Source organism: Caballeronia sp. DA-9, from assembly GCF_051615025.1.
In the GTDB taxonomy this organism is placed as follows: Bacteria; Pseudomonadota; Gammaproteobacteria; order Burkholderiales; family Burkholderiaceae; genus Caballeronia; species Caballeronia sordidicola.
The window spans coordinates 704,037-724,172 of record NZ_CP195133.1; the positions used below are offsets into that span (position 1 = coordinate 704,037).

The 20,136-nt window shown below is 62.8% G+C and carries 16 protein-coding genes; 13 read left to right on the forward strand and 3 right to left on the reverse strand.

The features are described from left to right. The first annotated feature begins 16 nt into the window (after positions 1–16). From ACRWA7_RS19385 to ACRWA7_RS19400, 4 genes are all read left to right on the forward strand, one after another. Positions 17–919, forward strand: a complete 903-nt coding sequence (locus ACRWA7_RS19385; protein ID WP_438395540.1) for a phosphoribosylaminoimidazolesuccinocarboxamide synthase — start codon at positions 17–19, stop codon at positions 917–919. Between the two features lie 57 nt (positions 920–976). After that, the gene (purE, locus tag ACRWA7_RS19390; protein WP_438395542.1) at positions 977–1,492 is read left to right on the forward strand and encodes a 5-(carboxyamino)imidazole ribonucleotide mutase; all 516 of its coding nucleotides are present in this window, start codon (positions 977–979) and stop codon (positions 1,490–1,492) included. 73 nt (positions 1,493–1,565) lie between these two features. Next, positions 1,566–2,753: a 5-(carboxyamino)imidazole ribonucleotide synthase gene (locus tag ACRWA7_RS19395; RefSeq protein ID WP_438395543.1), complete on the forward strand. Its 1,188-nt coding sequence runs from the start codon at positions 1,566–1,568 to the stop codon at positions 2,751–2,753. 4 nt (positions 2,754–2,757) lie between these two features. After that, positions 2,758–3,783: an L-threonylcarbamoyladenylate synthase gene (locus tag ACRWA7_RS19400; RefSeq protein WP_438395545.1), complete on the forward strand. Its 1,026-nt coding sequence runs from the start codon at positions 2,758–2,760 to the stop codon at positions 3,781–3,783. A gap of 80 nt (positions 3,784–3,863) precedes the next feature. Here the strand turns inward: ACRWA7_RS19400 and ACRWA7_RS19405 are convergent, their stop codons facing one another. Both ACRWA7_RS19405 and dacB read right to left on the reverse strand, forming a co-directional pair. Then, positions 3,864–5,054 (reverse strand): SGNH/GDSL hydrolase family protein, encoded by a 1,191-nt coding sequence (locus ACRWA7_RS19405; RefSeq protein ID WP_438395547.1) that lies wholly within the window; start codon positions 5,052–5,054, stop codon positions 3,864–3,866. Positions 5,055–5,230: 176 nt separating this feature from the next. Next, positions 5,231–6,862 (reverse strand): D-alanyl-D-alanine carboxypeptidase/D-alanyl-D-alanine endopeptidase, encoded by a 1,632-nt coding sequence (gene dacB / locus ACRWA7_RS19410; protein WP_438395549.1) that lies wholly within the window; start codon positions 6,860–6,862, stop codon positions 5,231–5,233. Between the two features lie 250 nt (positions 6,863–7,112). Between dacB and ACRWA7_RS19415 the strand changes: the two genes are divergently transcribed. The 6 genes from ACRWA7_RS19415 (at position 7,113) to ACRWA7_RS19440 (ending at position 12,877) form a co-directional block, all read left to right on the forward strand. Further along, the gene (locus ACRWA7_RS19415; protein WP_060856999.1) at positions 7,113–7,775 is read left to right on the forward strand and encodes a response regulator; all 663 of its coding nucleotides are present in this window, start codon (positions 7,113–7,115) and stop codon (positions 7,773–7,775) included. After that, positions 7,775–9,085, forward strand: coding sequence for an ATP-binding protein (locus ACRWA7_RS19420; protein WP_438395551.1), 1,311 nt, complete (start codon positions 7,775–7,777; stop codon positions 9,083–9,085). Before ACRWA7_RS19415 ends, ACRWA7_RS19420 begins: the two co-directional genes overlap by 1 nt. A 79-nt stretch (positions 9,086–9,164) precedes the next feature. Further along, a complete protein-coding gene (locus tag ACRWA7_RS19425) occupies positions 9,165–10,709 on the forward strand; it encodes a DegQ family serine endoprotease (RefSeq protein ID WP_438395552.1) in 1,545 nt (514 codons plus the stop codon). 288 nt (positions 10,710–10,997) lie between these two features. Further along, positions 10,998–11,429 (forward strand): hypothetical protein, encoded by a 432-nt coding sequence (locus tag ACRWA7_RS19430; protein ID WP_060857071.1) that lies wholly within the window; start codon positions 10,998–11,000, stop codon positions 11,427–11,429. A gap of 255 nt (positions 11,430–11,684) precedes the next feature. Then, the gene (locus ACRWA7_RS19435) at positions 11,685–12,047 is read left to right on the forward strand and encodes a DUF427 domain-containing protein (protein WP_060857002.1); all 363 of its coding nucleotides are present in this window, start codon (positions 11,685–11,687) and stop codon (positions 12,045–12,047) included. Between the two features lie 71 nt (positions 12,048–12,118). Further along, positions 12,119–12,877, forward strand: a complete 759-nt coding sequence (locus tag ACRWA7_RS19440) for a CoxG family protein (RefSeq protein WP_060857003.1) — start codon at positions 12,119–12,121, stop codon at positions 12,875–12,877. Between the two features lie 8 nt (positions 12,878–12,885). On the opposite strand, the gene ACRWA7_RS19445 is transcribed toward ACRWA7_RS19440, so the two are convergent. Further along, entirely contained in the window at positions 12,886–13,527 is a 642-nt protein-coding gene (locus tag ACRWA7_RS19445; RefSeq protein WP_060857004.1) for a TetR family transcriptional regulator, read from the reverse strand. A 453-nt stretch (positions 13,528–13,980) separates the two neighbouring features. Between ACRWA7_RS19445 and ACRWA7_RS19450 the strand changes: the two genes are divergently transcribed. The 3 genes from ACRWA7_RS19450 to ACRWA7_RS19460 are packed head-to-tail and all read left to right on the forward strand — an operon-like array spanning position 13,981 to position 20,078. Then, positions 13,981–15,243, forward strand: a complete 1,263-nt coding sequence (locus ACRWA7_RS19450; protein ID WP_060857072.1) for an efflux RND transporter periplasmic adaptor subunit — start codon at positions 13,981–13,983, stop codon at positions 15,241–15,243. Between the two features lie 37 nt (positions 15,244–15,280). Continuing rightward, complete coding sequence (locus ACRWA7_RS19455; RefSeq protein ID WP_060857005.1) at positions 15,281–18,439, forward strand: efflux RND transporter permease subunit; 3,159 nt, start codon at positions 15,281–15,283, stop codon at positions 18,437–18,439. A 1-nt stretch (position 18,440) separates the two neighbouring features. Next, entirely contained in the window at positions 18,441–20,078 is a 1,638-nt protein-coding gene (locus ACRWA7_RS19460) for an efflux transporter outer membrane subunit (protein ID WP_438395554.1), read from the forward strand. Positions 20,079–20,136 lie beyond the last annotated feature (58 nt).

Genomic DNA, 20,136 nt, shown 5'->3' on the forward strand with positions numbered 1-20,136 from the left:
TTTCCGGTAGATGACGATGTCCACCCAACATTCCCCGCTGTACGAATCCACGCTGAAATCGGTGCCCCTGCTCGGGCGCGGCAAGGTCCGCGACAACTACGCCGTCGGCGCCGACAAACTCCTGATCGTGACGACCGACCGTCTTTCGGCGTTCGACGTGATCATGGGCGAGCCGATCCCGAACAAGGGCCGCGTGCTGAATCAAATGGCCGATTTCTGGTTCGGGAAGCTTTCGCACATCGTGCCGAATCACAATACGGGCATCGATCCGGCAACCGTCGTGTCCGCCGAGGAAGCCGATCAGGTCGCAGGCCGCGCCGTGGTAGTGAAGCGCCTTGAGCCGATTCTGGTGGAAGCCGTGGTGCGCGGCTATCTGGCTGGCAGCGGCTGGAAAGACTATCAGGCGACGGGTTCGGTGTGCGGCGTGGCATTACCGCCCGGCCTGCAAAACGCCGAACAGCTGCCCGAGCCGATTTTCACGCCGGCCGCAAAGGCCGAAATGGGTCATCACGACGAAAACATCACCTACGATGAAATGGAACGCCGTATCGGCACTGAATTGTCGGCGACCATCCGCGATATTTCCATCAAGCTGTACAAGGAAGCGGCCGAGTACGCGGCGACGCGCGGGATCATCATCGCGGATACGAAGTTCGAATTCGGGCTCGACAACCGCGGCGAACTGTTCCTGATGGACGAAGTGCTGACGGCGGATTCGTCGCGATTCTGGCCGGCGGACGGCTACAAGGTGGGCACGAACCCGCCATCGTTCGATAAACAATTCGTGCGCGACTGGCTCGAAACGCAATCGTGGGGCAAGACGCCGCCGGCGCCGAAGCTGCCGGACGACGTAATCGCGAAGACGGCGGAGAAGTACGAAGAGGCGTTGCAGCGCCTGACCGGGCAGTCGCTCGCGTAATGCGGCGCGCAATGAAGCGAAGACCAGAACCAAACCACCCCACAGGAATGCAGCACGATGAGCGAAGTCCAGGCCCACACGCATGACGCACCGTTGATCGGCGTGTTGATGGGTTCCAGTTCCGACTGGGACGTGATGAAAAACGCCGTCGCGATCCTGCAGGACTTCGGCGTGCCGTACGAGGCGAGGGTGGTCTCCGCGCACCGCATGCCCGACGAAATGTTCGCTTACGCCGAAAGCGCGCGCTCGCGCGGACTGGCCGCGATCATCGCGGGGGCGGGCGGCGCGGCGCATCTGCCGGGCATGCTCGCCGCCAAGACCACGGTACCGGTGCTGGGCGTGCCGGTATCGAGCAAATACCTGAAGGGCGTCGATTCATTGCATTCGATCGTGCAGATGCCCAAGGGCGTGCCGGTCGCGACGTTTGCCATCGGCGAGGCGGGCGCGGCGAATGCGGCGCTGTTCGCGGTATCCATGCTCGCCGTGACCCAAAGCGCCTACGCCGACAAGCTCGCCGCTTTCCGCGCCCGTCAGAACGACGCCGCGCACGCAATGGTCCTCCCGCCGCTTTAGACGCTTTGGAAAGCGACGAGCGCCAGCGCCAACGAAACACTCCCGGCCGCGACCGGCTGACCGACCTCACACGATGAACGCACACACTCAACCCAGTTCTCCCATCCAGCCGGGCGCGTGGCTCGGCATGGTCGGCGGCGGCCAGCTTGGCCGCATGTTCTGTTTCGCCGCGCAATCCATGGGCTATCGCGTGGCGGTGCTCGATCCGGACGAAACCAGTCCGGCCGGTTCCGTCGCCGATAAACACATCCGCGCCGCCTACGACGACGAAACCGCGCTCACCGAACTCGCGCGCCTGTGCGCGGCGGTATCGACGGAATTCGAGAACGTGCCGTCCGCCAGCCTCGATTTCCTCGCGAAGACGACGTTCGTCAGCCCGGCCGGCCGGTGCGTCGCGATCGCGCAGGATCGCGTGGCGGAAAAGCGCTTTATCGCGAGCGCGGGCGTGCCGGTCGCGCCGCACGTGGTGATCGAATCGCCGCAGGCGCTGGCCGCCTTGAGCGATGACGAAATCGACGCCGTGTTGCCCGGGATCCTGAAAACGGCGCGGCTCGGTTACGACGGCAAGGGCCAGACGAGCGTGCGCAACGCCGACGAAGTCCGCACCGCGTATGGTTCGCTTTCCGGCGTGCCGTGCGTGCTCGAAAAACGCATGCCGCTGAAATTCGAAGTATCCGTGCTGATTGCGCGGTCTGGCGACGGCAAATCGGCGGTTTTCCCGCTCGCGCAGAATCAGCATGTCGGCGGCATTCTGGCGAAAACGGTCGTGCCCGCGCCGGACGCATCGGCGGCGCTCGTTGCGCAGGCGCAGGACGCGGCGTTGACGATTGCGGCGAAATTGGATTACGTGGGCGTATTGTGCGTGGAGTTTTTCATCCTCGAAGACGGATCGCTGATTGCCAACGAAATGGCGCCGCGCCCGCACAATTCCGGTCATTACACGGTCGATGCCTGCGCCACCAGCCAGTTCGAGCAGCAAGTGCGCGCAATGACCGGCATGCCGCTTGGCGATACGCGTCAGCATTCGCCCGCGGCCATGCTCAATATTCTCGGCGATGTCTGGTTCGATGGCGCCAAGGCTCACATGCCGCCGTGGCACGAAGTCATCGCGATGCCGGCCGCGCGCCTGCATCTATATGGCAAGGAAGAAGCGCGGCCCGGCCGCAAGATGGGCCACGTGAACTTCACGGCGGCAACGCTGGAAGAAGTGCGCACGGCGGCGCGCGACTGCGCCCGCATGCTGCACATTCAACTGGATTGAGCCAATGAACTTCGAAGCGCCCAGCGTCGAGCAGATCACGGAGGCGGCCGCGTTGCTCGACGCCGGCCAACTGGTCGCGTTTCCGACCGAAACGGTCTACGGGCTGGGCGGCGATGCCGGGAATCCCGAGGCCATCGCGCGGATTTATGCGGCGAAAGGGCGGCCGTCGAATCATCCGGTGATCGTGCATCTGGCGCCCGGCAGCGATCCTGCGTTTTGGGTCCAGACGCTTTCCGCCGATGCGCAAAAACTCATCGATGCCTTCTGGCCCGGCCCGCTCACGCTGATCCTGAAGCGCGCGCCGCATGTGCCCGCGGCGGTCAGCGGCGGACAGGATTCGGTCGGGATCCGCTGCCCGTCGCATCCGGTCGCGCAGGCGTTGCTGACCGCGTTCAGCAGTTTGCGTAACGGTCACGGCGGCGTGGCGGGGCCATCGGCGAACCGCTTCGGGCACGTCAGCCCGACCACGGCGCAGCACGTCCGCGACGAATTCGGCGCGAGCATTCATGTGCTCGATGGCGGCCCGGCGAAGGTGGGTATCGAGTCGACGATCCTGGATTTGTCGCGCGGTTTTCCGGCCTTGCTGCGGCCGGGGCACGTGAGTCCGGCTGACATCGCGGACGTGATCGGCACCATGCCTCGTCTGCCCGATGGCGCCGACGCCAGTGCGCCGCGTGCATCGGGAACGCTGAAGGCGCATTACGCGCCGCGCACGCCGCTGCGCTTGCTGCCGTTCGATGCGCTCGAACCGCTGCTCGCCGCCCATCCGCTCAACGCCGATAAAAAGCTGGCGCTGGTCGCGCGGACATCGAGCGCGGGGAAATGGGCGGATGCGCCGAATGTGCATTTCGTCGCCGCGCCCGACGATCCGCAGAGTTACGCGCGCGAGTTGTACGGTTTGCTGCGCAAGCTGGATCGCGCGGACGTGGAGCGTATCTTGATCGAGACGCTGCCGGTATCGGCGCAATGGAGCGCTGTGAACGACAGGCTGGGTCGCGCGGCGGCGGCGTTCGAGGAGGAGGAGAAGTAAACGCACTCCGCGCCACGCCATGAAAAACGCCCGATCTCGAAAGAACCGGGCGTTTTGCTTTTTACCGCGTCGAAGCCAGTTTATTTACCCAACCCCGCTTTTGCGATCTGCTGCTGCACGTAAGTGGAAAACAGCGAATACAGATGCGTGGTCGGGTGCACGGTATCCGCGTACATGTACGTCTGATCCGCGCCGGCCACCGTGTAGGTCTGCGGCGAGCAGAACAGCGAAGTGCCGAACGCCGTCGGATTGGGCTGACCAGCCTTTGTCGCAGCGGCGATCATCGCGGCGAGATTGCAGGCCGTGCCCGTATTCGACACCGTAAAACCGTTCGCCTGATAGTTGGCCTGAACGCCGTCGATCCATGCGTAAGCATCGACGTAAATCACCTTCGACAACAACCCGGACTGTTGCAGCGCGCCTTGCAGCGTGCCGTTGAACAACTGCGTGACTTGCGACAGGGTCACGCCTTTATCGGCGCTGGCGAGCCCCTGCGGCGATCCGCCAATGTCCGGCACATTCGATACCAGCACGTGCGTGGCGCCCGCCTGAACCACGCGGCCAATCACCGTCGCCAGATCGATAGCCGCCTGGCTGATCGCGTCCGTCGCGGCCTTCTGCGCGGCGTTGCCCGCCGCGAGCGCGGCAGCCGGCGCCAGCGTCCCGGCCGCGACCTGCGCCTGGATCCCGGCGGCCGTGGCCTGTGCAACGGTCAGGTTGTAGAAGATGTCGTTGGCGCCGCCGTTCACCAGCACGAGCTGGTTGGCGCTGAACGTTCCATGCGCCGCGATGTACTGGGAGACCTGATCGTTGACGGGAATCGTCGTGGCTTGCGAGAAGTCCGCGTTCGCCGTGCCTGGCGTGGCGTGGCCCACGCCCGGCTGCAACTTCACGCGCGCACCGCCTTGCGCGTACCCCAGGCCGCTTGCGGCCTGCAGCGGCACGCCAAAGCCGCCGGTGTTCGCGGCGGTGAGCGTGTCGCCGTAATACTGCGCGACGTTCTGGGTCCAGACCTGACCAGGGTTCGTAGTGAAGCGGCCGCCGCCAAAATTCGCGGTCGCAACGGGCGCATATGTGCCGACATCGGACAGGCTGTCGCCGAATGACACGACCTGCAGCTTCACGCCGCCCGCCGGCGTGTTGTTATTGTTGTCGTCGCTGCCGCCGCCGCACGCGGCTAATGCCGCGATCGCCGCGCACGCCACTGTGGTCTGGACAGCGCGCAGCCAGTAAGCGGGGCGTGCGGCGGGAATAGTTCGGGCGGGTTTCATCGGCGTCATCTCCTCGTTCCTCGTTTATCTGGTCATGTGGTCTGCATGCCGCTCTTCGAGGTACCTGTCGGCTTGCGTGGCAATAGCTTACCGAATCTTTTGCAAGATTTTGAGATGTTTCCTACGAGGGTTTCCCTGTGCTTGCGGACGGTGCCAGAGTGGGTTCCAGGCCGGTTTTATTCCATCGATCCCGTGCGGCGCGCGCCTTCGTACACCCATTCGAGCAACGCATCGTGGGCGGCGCGCGCCGCTTCCGAACGCGGGTCGTTGATGAAGCTCACCACCACGTAGCTCTCGCCGTTCGCCGCGCCCACGTACCCTGCAATTGCCCGAACATCGCGCAACGTACCCGTCTTGATGTGCGCGTTGCCGAGCGCGCCCGCGTTCGTCAGGCGGTTGCGCATGGTGCCGTCCACGCCGGCAATGGGCAGGGATTCCGTGAAGACCTGCGCGACCGGGCTCGAGTTGGCGGCGGTCAGCAGATCGGCGAGCGACTGCGCGGTGATGTGTTCTTCGCGCGACAGGCCCGAACCGTTATCGAGATAAAGACCGGACATGGGCAATGCGCTTCTATGCAGGAACGCGGTAATTGCCGCCGCCGACTTCTGCGTGGTCGCGGGCGGTTTTCCGGTTGCGGCGCCAATGGTCAGGAACAGATTGCGCGCCATCACGTTGTTGCTGAACTTGTTGATGTCCCGAACGATGTCCGACAGCACCGGGCTGCGATGCGTGCCGACCAGACGTGCGCTGGCAGGCGTGGGACCTTCGCGCGTCACGCCGGCAAAGGTGCCACCCGCCTGTTTCCATAACGCAAGGAAACCGCCCGCGAAGAACGTGGAGTGATCGAGCGCGGCGACGTTGATCGTGCGCGAGCCGCAGCGCAGCGGATAGTCGCCAACAAACGACGCCTGCACGAACCCGCCCGACGTTTGCGCCACGCTCGGCGACGCCGCGGGCAATGTTCCCGCGCACGCGCCGCGCGTTACGCGCAGTTCGTTATCGATCTGAAGCTGTGCCAGTTGCGGCAACACGTCGATGGAAACGCCGCCTTCCGGATTCGGCGTCAATGTGAACGACAGCGACTTGAACGCGTACAGGAGCGGGTCCGGGCCGACGTTGTAGGGCGCGGTTTCATCGGCGTCGAAGGCGGGGAGATCGCGCGTGGATGGATCGAAATAACGTTTGTCCAGCACCAGCGCGCCGTCGATTCCGGCAATGCCGTTGCGGCGGATCTGGTTCACCAGGTCGATCAGCTCTTCCGGCACGAGTTTGGGGTCGCCCGTGCCCTGGATGTAGAGATTGCCGTGGAGGATGCCGTTGGTATCGACTTCGCCGTCGGCGTAGGCGGTCGTTTTCCAGCGATAGTCCGGTCCGAGCAGCGACAAGCCCGTGTAGGTCGTGACGAGCTTCATGGTGGACGCGGGCATCATCGGCTGGTTCGCATTAAGCGCCACGAGCGGCACGCCGGCGCTGCCAATGCGCTCGACCACCACGCTCACGGACGAAAGCGGCACGTGCGCACGCGCGAGCGCCGCCATGACCGTGGGCGGAAGCGGACCCGCCGGGACCGCGACGCGCTGGAAGTTGTTCCTCGCCGCAGCCTTGGCGGCCGCGCGTTTTACGGACGGTTTCCCCGCTTGTCTTGACGTCTGTTTTTGAGACTCGGCGGTCGATCCATTGCCGCTACGGGCTTCGGCGGGAGCGGATATTGAAACACCCAGCGCCGATAAGGCCACGGCAAGCGCCGTAAAAAAACGCCAACGTCTGCCGAAAGAAATGATTGAGTTCTGCGATGGTGCTCTGTGCATGTGTTCGGATCGTGTTCTGCTGCGGTTTTGCGGAGTGCCGGTATTGTAGAGGCGCTCGTGATTACGATTGTTAATTCCGCGGCTTTCGGCGTTATCGCCAACGTGAGCCGCTGAGCCAAGGCGCATCGAAAAACGCCCGTCCGGCTGCATTCATTTTGCTTAAGCCCCGTTTAAGCCCCGCCCAGCCTGTCCCGGCTAGAATGAACGTCCGGGCCGCGAGGTCGCCAAGCTTAGAGCCGCAGAGCGAATCATGCGAATCCTGCTAGTTGAAGACGACAGAATGATTGCCGAGGGCGTGCGCAAGGCGCTACGGAGCGACGGTTTCGCAGTGGACTGGGTGCAGGACGGCGAAGCGGCGCTCACGGCTGTTGGCGGGGAACCTTACGACCTGATGCTGCTCGACCTGGGCCTTCCAAAGCGCGATGGCCTCGACGTCCTCAAAAGCTTGCGCGCCAAAGGCAACGCGCTTCCAGTCCTGATCGTGACAGCCCGCGATTCCATTGCCGACCGGGTCAAGGGCCTGGACGCCGGCGCGGACGACTACCTCGTCAAACCCTTCGATCTCGATGAACTCGGCGCCCGCATGCGCGCGCTGATCCGCCGCCACGCGGGCCGTGGCGACTCGCTTATTCGCCATGGCGCGCTGACGCTCGACCCCGTGGGTCATCAGGTCACGCTTGAGGGCAATGCTGTCGCGCTTTCCGCCCGCGAGTTCGCGCTGCTCGAAGCGCTCATGGCGCGCCCGGGCGCAGTCCTGTCCAAAAGCCAGCTCGAAGAAAAAATCTACGGCTGGGGCGAGGAAATCGGCAGCAATACGGTCGAGGTCTACATTCATTCGCTGCGCAAAAAGCTCGGACCCGATCTCATCCGCAACGTCCGCGGCCTCGGCTATATGGTGTCGAAGGAAGCCTGATGCATTCAATTCGCCGCCAACTGCTGGTGTGGCTGCTGGCGCTGGTTATCGTGGGCGTGGGGTTTGCGGGCTGGCTGATCTACCGGCAGGCGCTCGCCGAAGCCAACGAACTCTTCGACTATCAGCTTGAACAGATCGCGGCGGCGTTGCCATCGGAACCGTTTTCGTCGGTGCTGCAATCCCGCAGCGACAGCGACGAAGGCGTCGTGATCCAGATCTGGAATCGCAACGGCGTACTGATGTACTACTCGCATCCGCGCGTGCCTCTTGCACCGCATGCGGAACTCGGTTTTTCCACCGAAGCCACCGCACGCGGCGAATGGCGTGTATATAGCGCGATTGTCGGGGATAACGTCGTGCAGCTCGCGCAGCCGCTGTCCATCCGCAACCGGCTTGCGGCGGGCGTTGCGTGGCGTACCTTGTGGCCGCTCGTGCTGCTGCTGCCGCTGCTTGGCATGGCGATATGGATTATCGTCGGGCGTGGTTTGATGCCGTTGCAGCGCGTGACGCGCGCGCTCGACACGCGTCATCCGGAAGCGCTCGAACATCTTCCGGATAACCGCCTGCCTCAGGAAGTCGTGCCGGTCGTGCGCGCGCTGAACGCATTGCTCGACCGCCTCGCGACCGCGCTCGATACACAAAAGGCCTTCGTCGCCGATGCCGCACACGAACTTCGCACGCCGCTTGCCGCCGTGCAGATCCAGTCGCAACTCGTCGCGCGCGCGAAGGACGACGCGTCGCGCAAGGAAGCGCTCGACGACTTGCAGGCCGGCATTACGCGCGCCACGCGCCTGGCTGAACAACTGCTTGCGCTTGCACGCTCGGAGCCCGATGGCAAGAACGCGACCGCGCTCGTCGATCTGCACGCGCTGCTCGATGAATGCGTTGGCGCGTCGGTGCTGGTGGCGCAGCAGCGCGGCGTGGACCTGGGCATCGAAGCGAGCGAGGCGGCAACCGTCATGGGCGACCAGAACGCATTGCGCGTGATGTTCAACAATCTCATCGATAACGCCACGAAATACACGCCCGATGGCGGCCGTGTCGACGTCTGCCTGCGCGTCGCCGAGGGCGATCCGGTGGTCGAAATCTCCGATAACGGCCCCGGTATTCCCGCCGAGGAGCGCGAGCGCGTGTTCGACCGGTTTTATCGCGTGGGCGCGAGCGCCGACCGCGCACGCACGGACGTGGCGGGCAGCGGGCTGGGCTTGGCCATCGTGCGCAGGATCGCCGAGCAGCATGGCGCGAAGGTGGCGCTGGCGGAATCGAAAAGCGGCGGCCTGCTGGTATCGATCCGCTTCAATTCAGTCTGAATTCTTGGCTTTAAGTAACCTTTAAGCGGCGTCCCGTACGCTTCGTTTCATCATGAAGCGCATCCCTGAGGAGCACACGATGAAATCGAAGATACTGACCCGCAGCGCCGTTGCGGTAGCCGTTGCCGTCGCTTTGTCGGCGGGTTATGTGGCAGGTAACCATAACGTTGCCGCGCCCCAGGTCATCACGCCGGCGCAAGCCGCGATGATGCCCGCCGAAGCCGCCGCCAAGACCGGCATTCCCGATTTCTCCGGTCTGGTGGAAACCTATGGCCCGGCGGTCGTCAATATCAGCGCGAAGCATGTTGTGAAGACTGCGGCGCGGCGTGGCATGAACGGCGGAATGAACGGCGGAGCGAACGGCGGCAATCCGCAATTGCCGATCGATCCTAGCGACCCGTTTTATCAGTTCTTCAAGCACTTTTACGGTAACGGCGTGCCCGGCATGGGTGGCGACGGCAATGGCCCGAACGCCTCCGATACCCCCAGCGAAAGCCTTGGCTCGGGTTTCATCGTGAGCAGCGATGGCTATATCCTGACCAACGCGCATGTGGTCGACGGCGCGAATGTCGTCACAGTGAAAACCACCGACAAACGCGAATACCGCGCGAAGGTCGTCGGCGCGGACAAGCAGTCGGACGTCGCTGTGCTGAAGATCGATGCCAAGAGTCTTCCCGTGGTAAAGATCGGCGACCCGAACGGCAGCAAGGTCGGCCAGTGGGTGGTCGCGATCGGCTCGCCTTACGGTTTCGATAACACCGTGACCTCCGGCATCATCAGCGCGAAATCGCGTTCGCTGCCCAACGAGAACTACACGCCGTTCATCCAGACCGACGTGCCGGTGAATCCGGGGAATTCGGGCGGACCGCTTTTCAACCTGCAAGGCGAAGTGATCGGCATCAACTCCATGATCTATTCGCAGACCGGCGGCTTCCAGGGGCTTTCGTTTGCTATCCCGATCAATGAAGCGATCAAGGTCAAGGATGCGTTGATCAAAACGGGACACGTGGATCGCGGCCGTCTCGGCGTAACGGTGCAGGGCATGAACCAGACGCTCGCGAAGTCGTTCGGCATGCAGAACTCGAACGGCGCGTTGGTGAGCTCGGTTGAACCGGGCGGTCCCGCGGCGAAGGCCGGTATTGAACCTGGCGACGTGATCCTGTCGCTGAATGGCCTTGCTGTCGCGGACTCGAACGCGCTGCCGTCGCAAGTCGCGGGTTTGCCGCCAGGAAGCACGGCCAGGATTCAGGTCTGGCGCGACAAGAGCACGAAGGACCTGACGGTGACCGTGGGCGCGCTTAACGACGCGAAGACTGCGAGTGCGGCCGGCGCGGACAAAAACGAGTCGGCCTCGCAAGACACGCGTCTGGGCGTGGCGGTGCGTCCGCTGACGCCTGAAGAAAAGCAGAGCGCCTCCCTCTCGCGTGGCCTGCTGGTTCAGCAGGCGGGCGGCGCGGCGGAAAGCGCGGGCATTCAGGCCGGCGACGTGATCCTCGCGGTCAATGGCCAGCCGGTCACGACCGTGCAGCAATTGAAGACGATGGTCAAGAATGCCGGCGACAGCATCGCGTTGTTGATCCAGCGCGACGATGCGCAGATCTTCGTGCCGGTGGATCTGGGCTGAAGCGTAATCTCCGGGCTGCGGCGCAGCGGCCCGGAAAATAGGGAGGGATACGGGCACGAACTGTGCTGATTCGTCTGTTGAGATGCTGCTCGCGCCCGGAATGTCTGAAAGTAATCGACAGACCGGTGCGGGGCCGCAATCAGAACCCGCAACGCCGATGAAGGCGTCTGAAGTCCACCAGGAGCTGAACAGATGACCAAGACGACGAAAGCAGCGACGACTTACACAGTATCGAAGCACAGCCATTCCGGCTTGAAAAAAGTATCGATTGCGGTGCTCGCAGCCGCCATGACGTTTGGTGTGGCGGGCGGCGCATTTGCGCAGGCATCCAGCGCCGACACCAGCGACATGAGCAGCGCCGGCAACACGAACGGCGGCGGTTTGCCGCAAGTCCAGACGCAGGGGAACGTATCGTACACGTCGGGCGGCGTGGGGCTCGACGAATCGCATGCGCTGATTCGCGAACAGGCGCACTGGCCGCTGTCATTGCGTTTCACGGGACCGACAGCAGATTATCTCTCCGACGTCCACGTTCGCATTACCGACGAGAAAAACGCCGACGTGCTCAAAACCGACGCAATGGGCCCTTACATGCTCGTGAAGCTGCCGCCGGGACGTTACACGGTCTACGCCAAGTACAAGGACTCCGAGAAGAAACAAGCAGTGACGGTGGCTGGAAACGGCAAGGCCAAGGCGGCATTCCACTGGTCAACTCAGTAATTGTCTCAATAACCGGAACAAACTGCCGGACGCTACCGCATGCTGTGTGGTGCGGGACATAAACCCGCGCACAACGCTTGCACAACTCCCCCGGAGTTGTCTCATAATGAAAGCCACGGGTCCCGGAAAGCCCGTGGTTTTTTTGCGCGGGCGTTGCGCGTTGCTGCACGACGGCGCAGTTCAATGTCCCATATGGAAATAGTGTGGAAACCGCATGGAATGGCATGAAGACATGCATGAAGCCGGGAGCGCACAATGAACACCGAAACCCATCACATTGACATTTCGCTGAACACGCGGCGGCATCGCGTGATTCATCAGGGCGTGACGTTCGCGGACACCCGGGCGGCTTTGACCCTTGCCGAAACCGGGCATGATCCGGTGCATTATTTCCCGCGCGGCGACGTCAACATGGCGCGCCTTGCCAAATCCACGCATACCTCGCACTGCCCGTACAAGGGCGAAGCCACGTACTACCACTTGCTCACAGAAGAAGGTCCGATCGAAAACGCGGTCTGGAGCTACGAGGAGCCTTTGGAAAGCGTGGCGCAGATCAAGTGTTATCTGGCGTTTTATCCCACCCGCGTCGATCGTATCGATGAAACGTCGGGCACTTGATTACCTGATATCCGATTGAAAAACCGCCGGGCCAATACGAACGCAATGCGTGAGATTCAGGGGAGGTCGTAATGGAAGTCGCCGACGCTTTACGCATTCCGCTCGCCCCTGGCCTGGTGCGCGAGGCGTTGGGCGACCTGGCGCTGGTGCGTGCGAGCATCGATAACTGCGAATCGCTTTTGCGTCTGGCCGGCGGCGAGTACATTCTCGCGCTGACCGTGCCACTCGGTGCGCTGCGCTCGCGCTACGTGATCCGCGCGCACGTGGCCGAGGCGCGCCGCCTGCCGCGACACGACGGGTCCGAGGGCGAAGTCGACGCGCAGACCCTGAGCTTCAAGGCGCGCGGCGAAGGCGTGGGGTCGTTGCGCGGACAAATTGCGGTCGCGTTGATTCCGGACGCGAACGGCGAATCGACATGGATTGAATACACGGTATGGGCGACGCTTTCCGGGCCGCTCGCGAGTTTGCCGCCGCGTCAGATCGAGAACGCGCTGCGCGAAGTAGCCGATGATTTTTTCGCCGAGTTTTGCGAAGTGGTGCGTGCGAAGCATGGCCATCCCGCGTTGCAGATGCCGGACGCGGCCATTTCGCGGCGGCACGTATTCCTGAGACCCATCGCCATGTCGGCGGCGTTCGCGCGTCCGGCCTCCGCTGCGGCGCAGAAGTCACGCGCAGCCGCCGCGGATGCTATCGGCGGGGTCTTGCGGCAGAGGCTGCACGGTCACGCGCCGCGGCATCATCCGCATAGCTTGCCTGCTTGGGCGTGGGCCGCCATGCTCGGTTGCGTCGCGCTCTTCCTGTTTCTCGCGCAGCACTACGGTCTGCAATAGCGCCGGATCTATTCGCCCCGGCGCAGCATGGACGGGCTGTAACGCATGACGTCGAAACAGGAGTCGATCAGCCTTTCCGATTCGTTCCTGAGGTCGATGCTCTCCGGCCACATCAGCGAATCGTAGAGAATGCCCGTGAACAGCGCGTGCAGGATGACCGTGGCGTGATGCGTGTCGAGCCTCGCCGGCAACTGGCCTTTATCGATCGCGTTCAACAGCCCGCGCTCGATCCTCTCCTTTCCCTCGCGTATGTTGGTCTGATGGCGCTCGCGCACCGGACCCATGTCTTCCACGAATTCGCACTTCAAAAACAGGATGTCGAAGACACGCCGCCGCTGTTCGTCGAGCGCAATGTTGCGCATGCACCAGATGAAGATGTCGCGCATCCGGCCGAGCGGATCGGGCTCTTTCGTGTCGAGCGTTGCTTCCACCAGTTCATCGAGCGGTAACAGGCTGCGGTCGAACATGGCGGTGAAAAGATCGCCCTTGTTGGCAAAATGCCAGTAAATGGCGCCGCGCGTCACGCCGGCTTCGAGCGCGATGTCGGCCAGCGTTGTGCGGGACACGCCTTTCTCGAAGAACACGCGCTCGGCTGCATCCAGAATGCCGTTGCGCGTTTCCGCCGCTTCTTCCTTCGTTCGTCGGACCATTATTTCGTTAGTTCCAGCTTGCCTGCCCGTGCGCCAAGGTTCGACGCTTTCTTACATTATCCCGCAGCGACGTCACATATTTGTTTATCCCGCTTCGACGCTTCGAGACGATTCCTCTCGCGCTGCTCGTGTTCACGTACGATCGTCTCTTTTACGTTCATTCGTGAATGTATATACAATACCATCCGTCCAACGATAGCCCAAGCCGCATTGACCGGTTAATATCCGACACAGCTTTCAGCCGCCGCCCGTCCGCAAGGCCAATCCCAGGCCAGACAAGCGGCAGTCGCACGACATAGACGACGCCCGGCGCGGAACACGAATGTTGATCGGGGCACTGGTTTTTACGCCCAATGGCTACTGGTTTGCGTCTCAAGACGCTTGTTGCGGATCGCCTGCAGGAAGGGTGGCCGCGCACTTATTTCAATCTCAGTCTTTGACAGAGGTCGCTCCATGCGCGTCGAACGGGTTCCATTCCGCTTAATCAGTGCCGCGACGGCTGCCCTAATCCTTGCAGCCTGCGGACAAAAACAATCAGCACCGCCGCCCCAGACGCCCGAAGTCGGCGTTGTTACCGTCCAGCCGACCACCGTTCCTGTCGTGAGCGAATTGCCGGGCCGTACGAGCGCGTTTCTCGTCGCCCAGGTGCGCGCGCGGGTCGACGGCATCGTGCTGCGCCGCGAATTCACTGAAGGTTCGGATGTGAAGGCGGGGCAGCGTCTTTACAAGATCGATCCCGCGCCGTTCATTGCGTCGCTGAACACGGCCAAGGCGACGCTCGCGAAGGCGCAAGCCAACGTCGTGACGCAAAACGCCCAGGCGGCGCGCTTCAAGATCCTCGTCGCGGCCAATGCGGTCAGCAAGCAGGACTACGACAACGCCGTGGCAACACAAGGCCAGGCTGCGGCGGACGTGGCGTCGGGCAAAGCTGCCGTCGATACCGCCCAGATCAACCTGGGCTATACGGATGTGGTGTCGCCCATTACGGGCCGCATCGGCTTGTCGCAGGTCACGCCGGGCGCGTATGTACAGGCGAGCGCGGCCACGCTGCTTACGACAGTCCAGCAACTGGACCCGGTCTACGTTGACCTGACGCAATCGAGCGTGGACGGCCTCAAGCTGCGCCGCGACATTCAGGAAGGCCGCCTGCAGACCGGTGGCCCGAACGCCGCCAAGGTCTCGCTGATCCTGGAAGACGGCCGCACGTATTCGGAACAGGGCAAGTTGCAATTCTCCGACGTAAGCGTCGATCAGGGCACGGGTTCCGTGACCGTGCGCGCGATTTTCCCGAACAAGGACCGCGTGCTGTTGCCGGGCATGTTCGTGCGTGCGCGGATTGACGAAGGCGTGAACAACAAGGCGCTCGTGGTGCCCCAAGTCGGCGTGACGCATGACCAGAAGGGCCAGCCCACGGCGCTCGTGGTCGGACCCGACAACAAGGTGGCGCTGCGCCAGTTGGTGACTTCCGGAACGTTCGGCTCGGGCTGGGTGGTCGACAGCGGCCTGAATCCGGGCGACCGCGTGATCGTGCAGGGCACGGACAAGGCGCGGCCGGGTTCGACTGTCAAGCCGGTCGACGCGCAACTGCCGCCGCCAGGCGCCCAAGGCGCTTCAGGCGCTGACGCGGGTTCGGCTCCGGCGGCTGCCGGCGCGAGCAGCGCGGCGGCTTCGAGCAGTCCGGCTCCGGCGGCAGCTTCCGCAGCTTCAGGTGCGTAATCAGGCGCAATCGACGGAATAACAGGGAGCCTGTTTCATGGCAAAGTTCTTTATCGATCGCCCGATTTTTGCATGGGTGATCGCGATTATTCTGATGCTGGCGGGGATCGCTTCGATCTTCACCTTGCCGATCGCGCAGTACCCGACGATCGCGCCGCCAGCCATTCAGATCAGTGCCACCTACCCGGGCGCGTCGGCTACGACCGTCGAAAACACGGTGACGCAGGTGATCGAGCAGCAGATGAGCGGCCTCGATCACTTGCTGTACCTGTCTTCGACCAGCGACGACTCCGGCACGGCCACCATCACGCTGACGTTCGCCGCCGGCACCAACCCTGACATTGCTCAGGTCCAGGTGCAAAACAAGCTGCAGCTCGCAACGCCGCTCCTGCCTCAAGCCGTGCAGCAGCTCGGCACCAAGGTGACGAAGTCGAGCAGCAGCTTTTTGGTGGTGATGGCGTTCGTGTCCACCGACGGCAGCATGGGCCGTTATGACCTCGCGAACTACGTGGCATCGAAGATTCAGGATCCGGTCAGCCGTATTGACGGGGTGGGTACGGTCACGCTGTTTGGCTCGCAATTCGCCATGCGGATCTGGCTGGACGCGACCAAGCTGAACAACTTCCAGCTAACGCCAATCGATGTCAAGAACGCCGTAGCGAACCAGAACGTGCAGGTCGCGGGCGGCGGACTGGGCGGCACGCCTGCCGTGCCGGGCCAGATGCTGCAGGCGACCATCACGGAAGCCACGCTGCTGCAAACGCCCGAGCAGTTTGGCAACATCCTGCTGAAGGTCAATGCAGACGGTTCGCAAGTGCGCATCAAGGACGTGGCGCGAATCGAGCTGGGCGGTGAAAACTACAACTTCGACACGAAGTACAACGGTCAGCCGACCGCCGGCTTCGGTATTCAGCTCGCCACGGGCGCCAACGCGCTCAACACGGCGAAACTGGTGCGCGCGAAGATCGACGACCTGTCGAAGTATTTCCCGCCGGGCCTGGTCGTGAAGTATCCGTACGACACCACGCCGTTCGTGAGGCTGTCCATTGAAGAAGTGGTCAAGACGCTGATCGAAGGTATCGTGCTGGTGTTCCTGGTCATGTACCTGTTCCTGCAGAACCTGCGGGCCACGCTGATCCCGACGATCGCCGTGCCGGTGGTGCTGCTGGGTACGTTCGCGGTGATGGGCCTGGTCGGATTCTCCATCAACACGCTGTCCATGTTCGGGCTGGTGCTCGCCATCGGCTTGCTGGTGGACGATGCAATCGTGGTGGTGGAAAACGTCGAGCGGGTGATGGCCGAGGAGGGACTGTCTCCGAAGGAGGCGACCCGCAAGGCCATGGACCAGATTACCGGCGCGCTGGTCGGCGTGGCGCTCGTGCTCTCGGCCGTGTTCGTGCCGGTGGCGTTCTCGGGTGGATCGGTGGGCGCGATTTATCGCCAGTTCTCGCTGACGATTGTTGCGGCCATGATCTTGTCCGTGCTCACCGCGTTGATCCTGACGCCGGCCTTGTGCGCGACGATCCTGAAGCCTATCGACAAAGACCATCACGTCGAGAAGAAGGGTTTCTTCGGCTGGTTCAACCGGACGTTCACGAAGAGCCAGGACAAGTACCACAGCGGCGTGGAGCACGTGATCAAGCGCTCGGGCCGCTGGCTTGTGATCTATCTCGTCGTGATCGTCGCGGTGGGTTTCCTGTTCGTGCGCCTGCCGAAGTCGTTCCTGCCTGACGAAGACCAGGGCACCATGTTCGTGATCGTCCAGGCGCCGGCAGGCTCGACGCAGGAACGCACGGCCAAGGTTCTCGCCGATATCTCCGACTGGCTGCTGAAAGACCAGAAAGACATCGTGGATGCCGTGTTCACCGTGAACGGCTTCAGCTTTGCAGGCCGCGGCCAGAACTCCGGTCTCGTGTTCGTGCGGATGAAGGATTACGGGGAGCGGCAGCACGCGGACCAGAAGGTGGGCGCGCTCGTTGGACGCATGTTCGGGCACTTCGCGAGCTACAAGGACGCGATGGTCATTCCGGTGAATCCGCCGTCCATCCCCGAACTCGGCACGGCTTCGGGCTTCGACTTCGAGCTGGAGGATCGCTCGGGTGTCGGGCACGACGCGCTGATCCAGGCGCGCAACATGTTGCTGGGCATGGCTGCGAAGGATCCGACGGTTGCGCAGGTTCGTCCGAACGGCTTGAACGATACACCGCAGTTCAAGGTGAACATTGACCGCGAGAAGGCGAGTGCGCTGGGTGTTTCGCCAGCGGATATCGACAATGTGTTCTCGATTGCGTGGGGTTCGTCGTATGTGAACAACTTCCTCGACGTCGATAACCGGATCAAGAAGGTCTACATTCAGGGCGACGCGCAGTTCCGCATGAACCCGGAAGACCTGAACGACTGGTATGTGCGCAACAGTTCCGGCGGCATGGTGCCGTTCGGCGCATTCGGCTCGGGCAAGTGGATCTTCGGTTCGCCGAAACTCGAACGCTACAACGGTATTTCCGCGGTCGAAATCCAGGGCGCGGCAGGTCCGGGCAAGTCGACGGGGCAGGCCATGGCGGCTATCGAGGCCATGGCGGCGAAGTTGCCGGCCGGTATTGGCTACGAATGGACAGGCTTGTCGCTGCAGGAACGCCAGTCGGGTTCGCAGGCGCCGATTCTGTACGGCATCTCGATTCTCGTCGTGTTCCTGTGTCTCGCGGCGCTGTATGAAAGCTGGTCGATTCCGTTCTCGGTGATCATGGTGGTGCCGCTCGGTATTCTGGGTGCGCTGCTCGCGGCGACTTTGCGCGGACTGGAAAACGACGTGTTCTTCCAGGTCGGCTTGTTGACCACGGTGGGTTTGTCGGCGAAGAACGCAATTCTGATCGTGGAATTCGCACGCGACTTGCGCTCGCAGGGCCGCACGACGGTCGAGGCGGCCATGGAAGCGGCGCGTCTGCGGTTGCGACCGATCCTGATGACGTCGCTGGCGTTTATTCTCGGCGTGCTGCCGCTCGCGATCAGTAACGGCGCGGGCTCGGCGAGCCAGCACGCGATTGGTACGGGCGTGATCGGCGGGATGTTGACGGCGACCTTCCTGGCTATTTTCATGATCCCGATGTTCTTCGTGGTGATCAGCAGAATCAGCCATGACAAGGGCACGCCGCATCATGACCACGGCGGCACGCCGGCTCCGGCCAAGGAAGGAAACTGAGATGCTAAAACACTCCTTGATAGCAGCAGCGGTGGCGTTGTTCGCGGCTGGCTGCACCATGGCGCCGAAGTACGTGCGCCCGGACGCGCCCGTCGACCAGACGTTCCCGCAGGGCGGCGTCTACGACAAGCAGCCGAGCGCGACCTCGGGCGACGCAAATGGCCGCAGCGCGGAAACGAAGCCGGCGGTGGACATCGGCTGGCGTGATTTCTTTGCCGATGCGCGCTTGCAGCGGATCGTGGAAATTGCGCTGAAGAACAACCGCGATTTGCGTGTATCCATGCTCAACGTCGCGTCCGCGCGTGCGCAGTATCAGATCACGCGCGCGGGCCTGTTTCCGACACTCGATGCAGTCGGCTCGCAAACGAAGCAGCGCACGCCGAGGGATCTGTCGTTCTTCGATCAGACGATCTCGAACCAGTATTCGGTTGGCGTGAATGCATCGTGGGAAATCGACTTCTTCGGGCGCATTCAAAGCTTGAAGGATCAGGCATTGGCGCAGTATTTCGCGCTGGCGGAAACGCGCAAGGCGGCGGAAATCTCGCTCGTCTCGCAAGTCGCCGACCAATATCTGACGATGCTTTCCGCAGACGATCAGCTCACCGTCACGCGCAATACGCTGAAGACAGCGGACGAGTCGTATCGGATCACGAAGCTGCAATTCGATAACGGCGTAGGTTCCGAGCTCGATGTGCGCCAGGCTCAGGGCGTCCAGCAACAGGCCGCTGCCAACCTGCAGTCGCAAATGCGCCTGCGGGCGCAGGCCGAAAATGCGCTGGTGCTTCTGGTCGGCGAGCCGTTGCCGGCCGATCTGCCGGCCGGCTTGCCGCTCGACAGCCAGAACCTGCTCGCCGATATTCCTGCCGGCTTGCCGTCCGACCTGCTGGTGCGGCGTCCGGATATTGCGTCGGCGGAGCAGTCGCTGCTTGCGGCCAACGCGAACATCGGTGCGGCGCGCGCGGCGTTTTTCCCGAAGATTTCCCTGACGGGAAGCTTCGGAACGTTGTCGCCGTCGCTTGGCGGATTGTTCAAGCCGGGCTCGGCTGCGTGGTCGTTCGCGCCGCAGATTTCGATTCCGATCTTCGAGGGCGGTGCGAACATTGCCAATCTCGATGTTGCGCAGATTCAGAAGCGTATTGAGATCGCGAACTACGAGAAGGCGATTCAGACCGCGTTCCGCGAAGTGGCGGACGGTTTGGCGGCGCGCGGTACGTACGATCAGCAGATTGAAGCGCTCGAATCGTTCACGAAATCGCAGTCGCGCCGGCTGGAATTGTCGGATCTGCGTTATCGCAACGGCGTGGACAGCTACCTTGCCGTGTTGACGGCGCAGGACGATTTGTACACGGCGCAGCAATTGTTGATTACCGCGCGGCTGAACCGGGCGACCAACCTCGTGGATTTGTATCGTGAGTTGGGCGGCGGGTGGATCGAGCATGCGGGCGATCAGCCGCGTCCAGCGGATTTGATACCGGATTACCGGGATATCGGGACGCCTGCGACGGCGGCTCCGGCTTCCGCTGCGACCGTGGGTTCGGTTTCGACAGGACCGGCGAAGCTCGTGCCGGTGCAGCATTTGATGCCCGTTGCAAAACCGCAAGTCGATGCCGAAGGGAAAGCGGTTGGATCGGCGGGGTAATTCGCTTGTTGGGATTGGTTGGAAAAACCGCAGCTTTGGCTGCGGTTTTTTTTATGGC

Coding starts and splice junctions, on each gene's coding strand:
- ACRWA7_RS19425 (WP_438395552.1), top strand. CDS start 9,165: ATGAAATCGAAGATACTGACCCGCAGCGCCGTTGCGGTAGCCGTTGCC.
- ACRWA7_RS19400 (WP_438395545.1), top strand. CDS start 2,758: ATGAACTTCGAAGCGCCCAGCGTCGAGCAGATCACGGAGGCGGCCGCG.
- ACRWA7_RS19405 (WP_438395547.1), bottom strand. CDS start 5,054: ATGAAACCCGCCCGAACTATTCCCGCCGCACGCCCCGCTTACTGGCTG.
- ACRWA7_RS19455 (WP_060857005.1), top strand. CDS start 15,281: ATGGCAAAGTTCTTTATCGATCGCCCGATTTTTGCATGGGTGATCGCG.
- ACRWA7_RS19385 (WP_438395540.1), top strand. CDS start 17: ATGTCCACCCAACATTCCCCGCTGTACGAATCCACGCTGAAATCGGTG.
- ACRWA7_RS19440 (WP_060857003.1), top strand. CDS start 12,119: ATGGAAGTCGCCGACGCTTTACGCATTCCGCTCGCCCCTGGCCTGGTG.
- purE (WP_438395542.1), top strand. CDS start 977: ATGAGCGAAGTCCAGGCCCACACGCATGACGCACCGTTGATCGGCGTG.
- dacB (WP_438395549.1), bottom strand. CDS start 6,862: ATGCACAGAGCACCATCGCAGAACTCAATCATTTCTTTCGGCAGACGT.
- ACRWA7_RS19445 (WP_060857004.1), bottom strand. CDS start 13,527: ATGGTCCGACGAACGAAGGAAGAAGCGGCGGAAACGCGCAACGGCATT.
- ACRWA7_RS19460 (WP_438395554.1), top strand. CDS start 18,441: ATGCTAAAACACTCCTTGATAGCAGCAGCGGTGGCGTTGTTCGCGGCT.
- ACRWA7_RS19450 (WP_060857072.1), top strand. CDS start 13,981: ATGCGCGTCGAACGGGTTCCATTCCGCTTAATCAGTGCCGCGACGGCT.
- ACRWA7_RS19415 (WP_060856999.1), top strand. CDS start 7,113: ATGCGAATCCTGCTAGTTGAAGACGACAGAATGATTGCCGAGGGCGTG.
- ACRWA7_RS19430 (WP_060857071.1), top strand. CDS start 10,998: ATGACGTTTGGTGTGGCGGGCGGCGCATTTGCGCAGGCATCCAGCGCC.
- ACRWA7_RS19420 (WP_438395551.1), top strand. CDS start 7,775: ATGCATTCAATTCGCCGCCAACTGCTGGTGTGGCTGCTGGCGCTGGTT.
- ACRWA7_RS19395 (WP_438395543.1), top strand. CDS start 1,566: ATGAACGCACACACTCAACCCAGTTCTCCCATCCAGCCGGGCGCGTGG.
- ACRWA7_RS19435 (WP_060857002.1), top strand. CDS start 11,685: ATGAACACCGAAACCCATCACATTGACATTTCGCTGAACACGCGGCGG.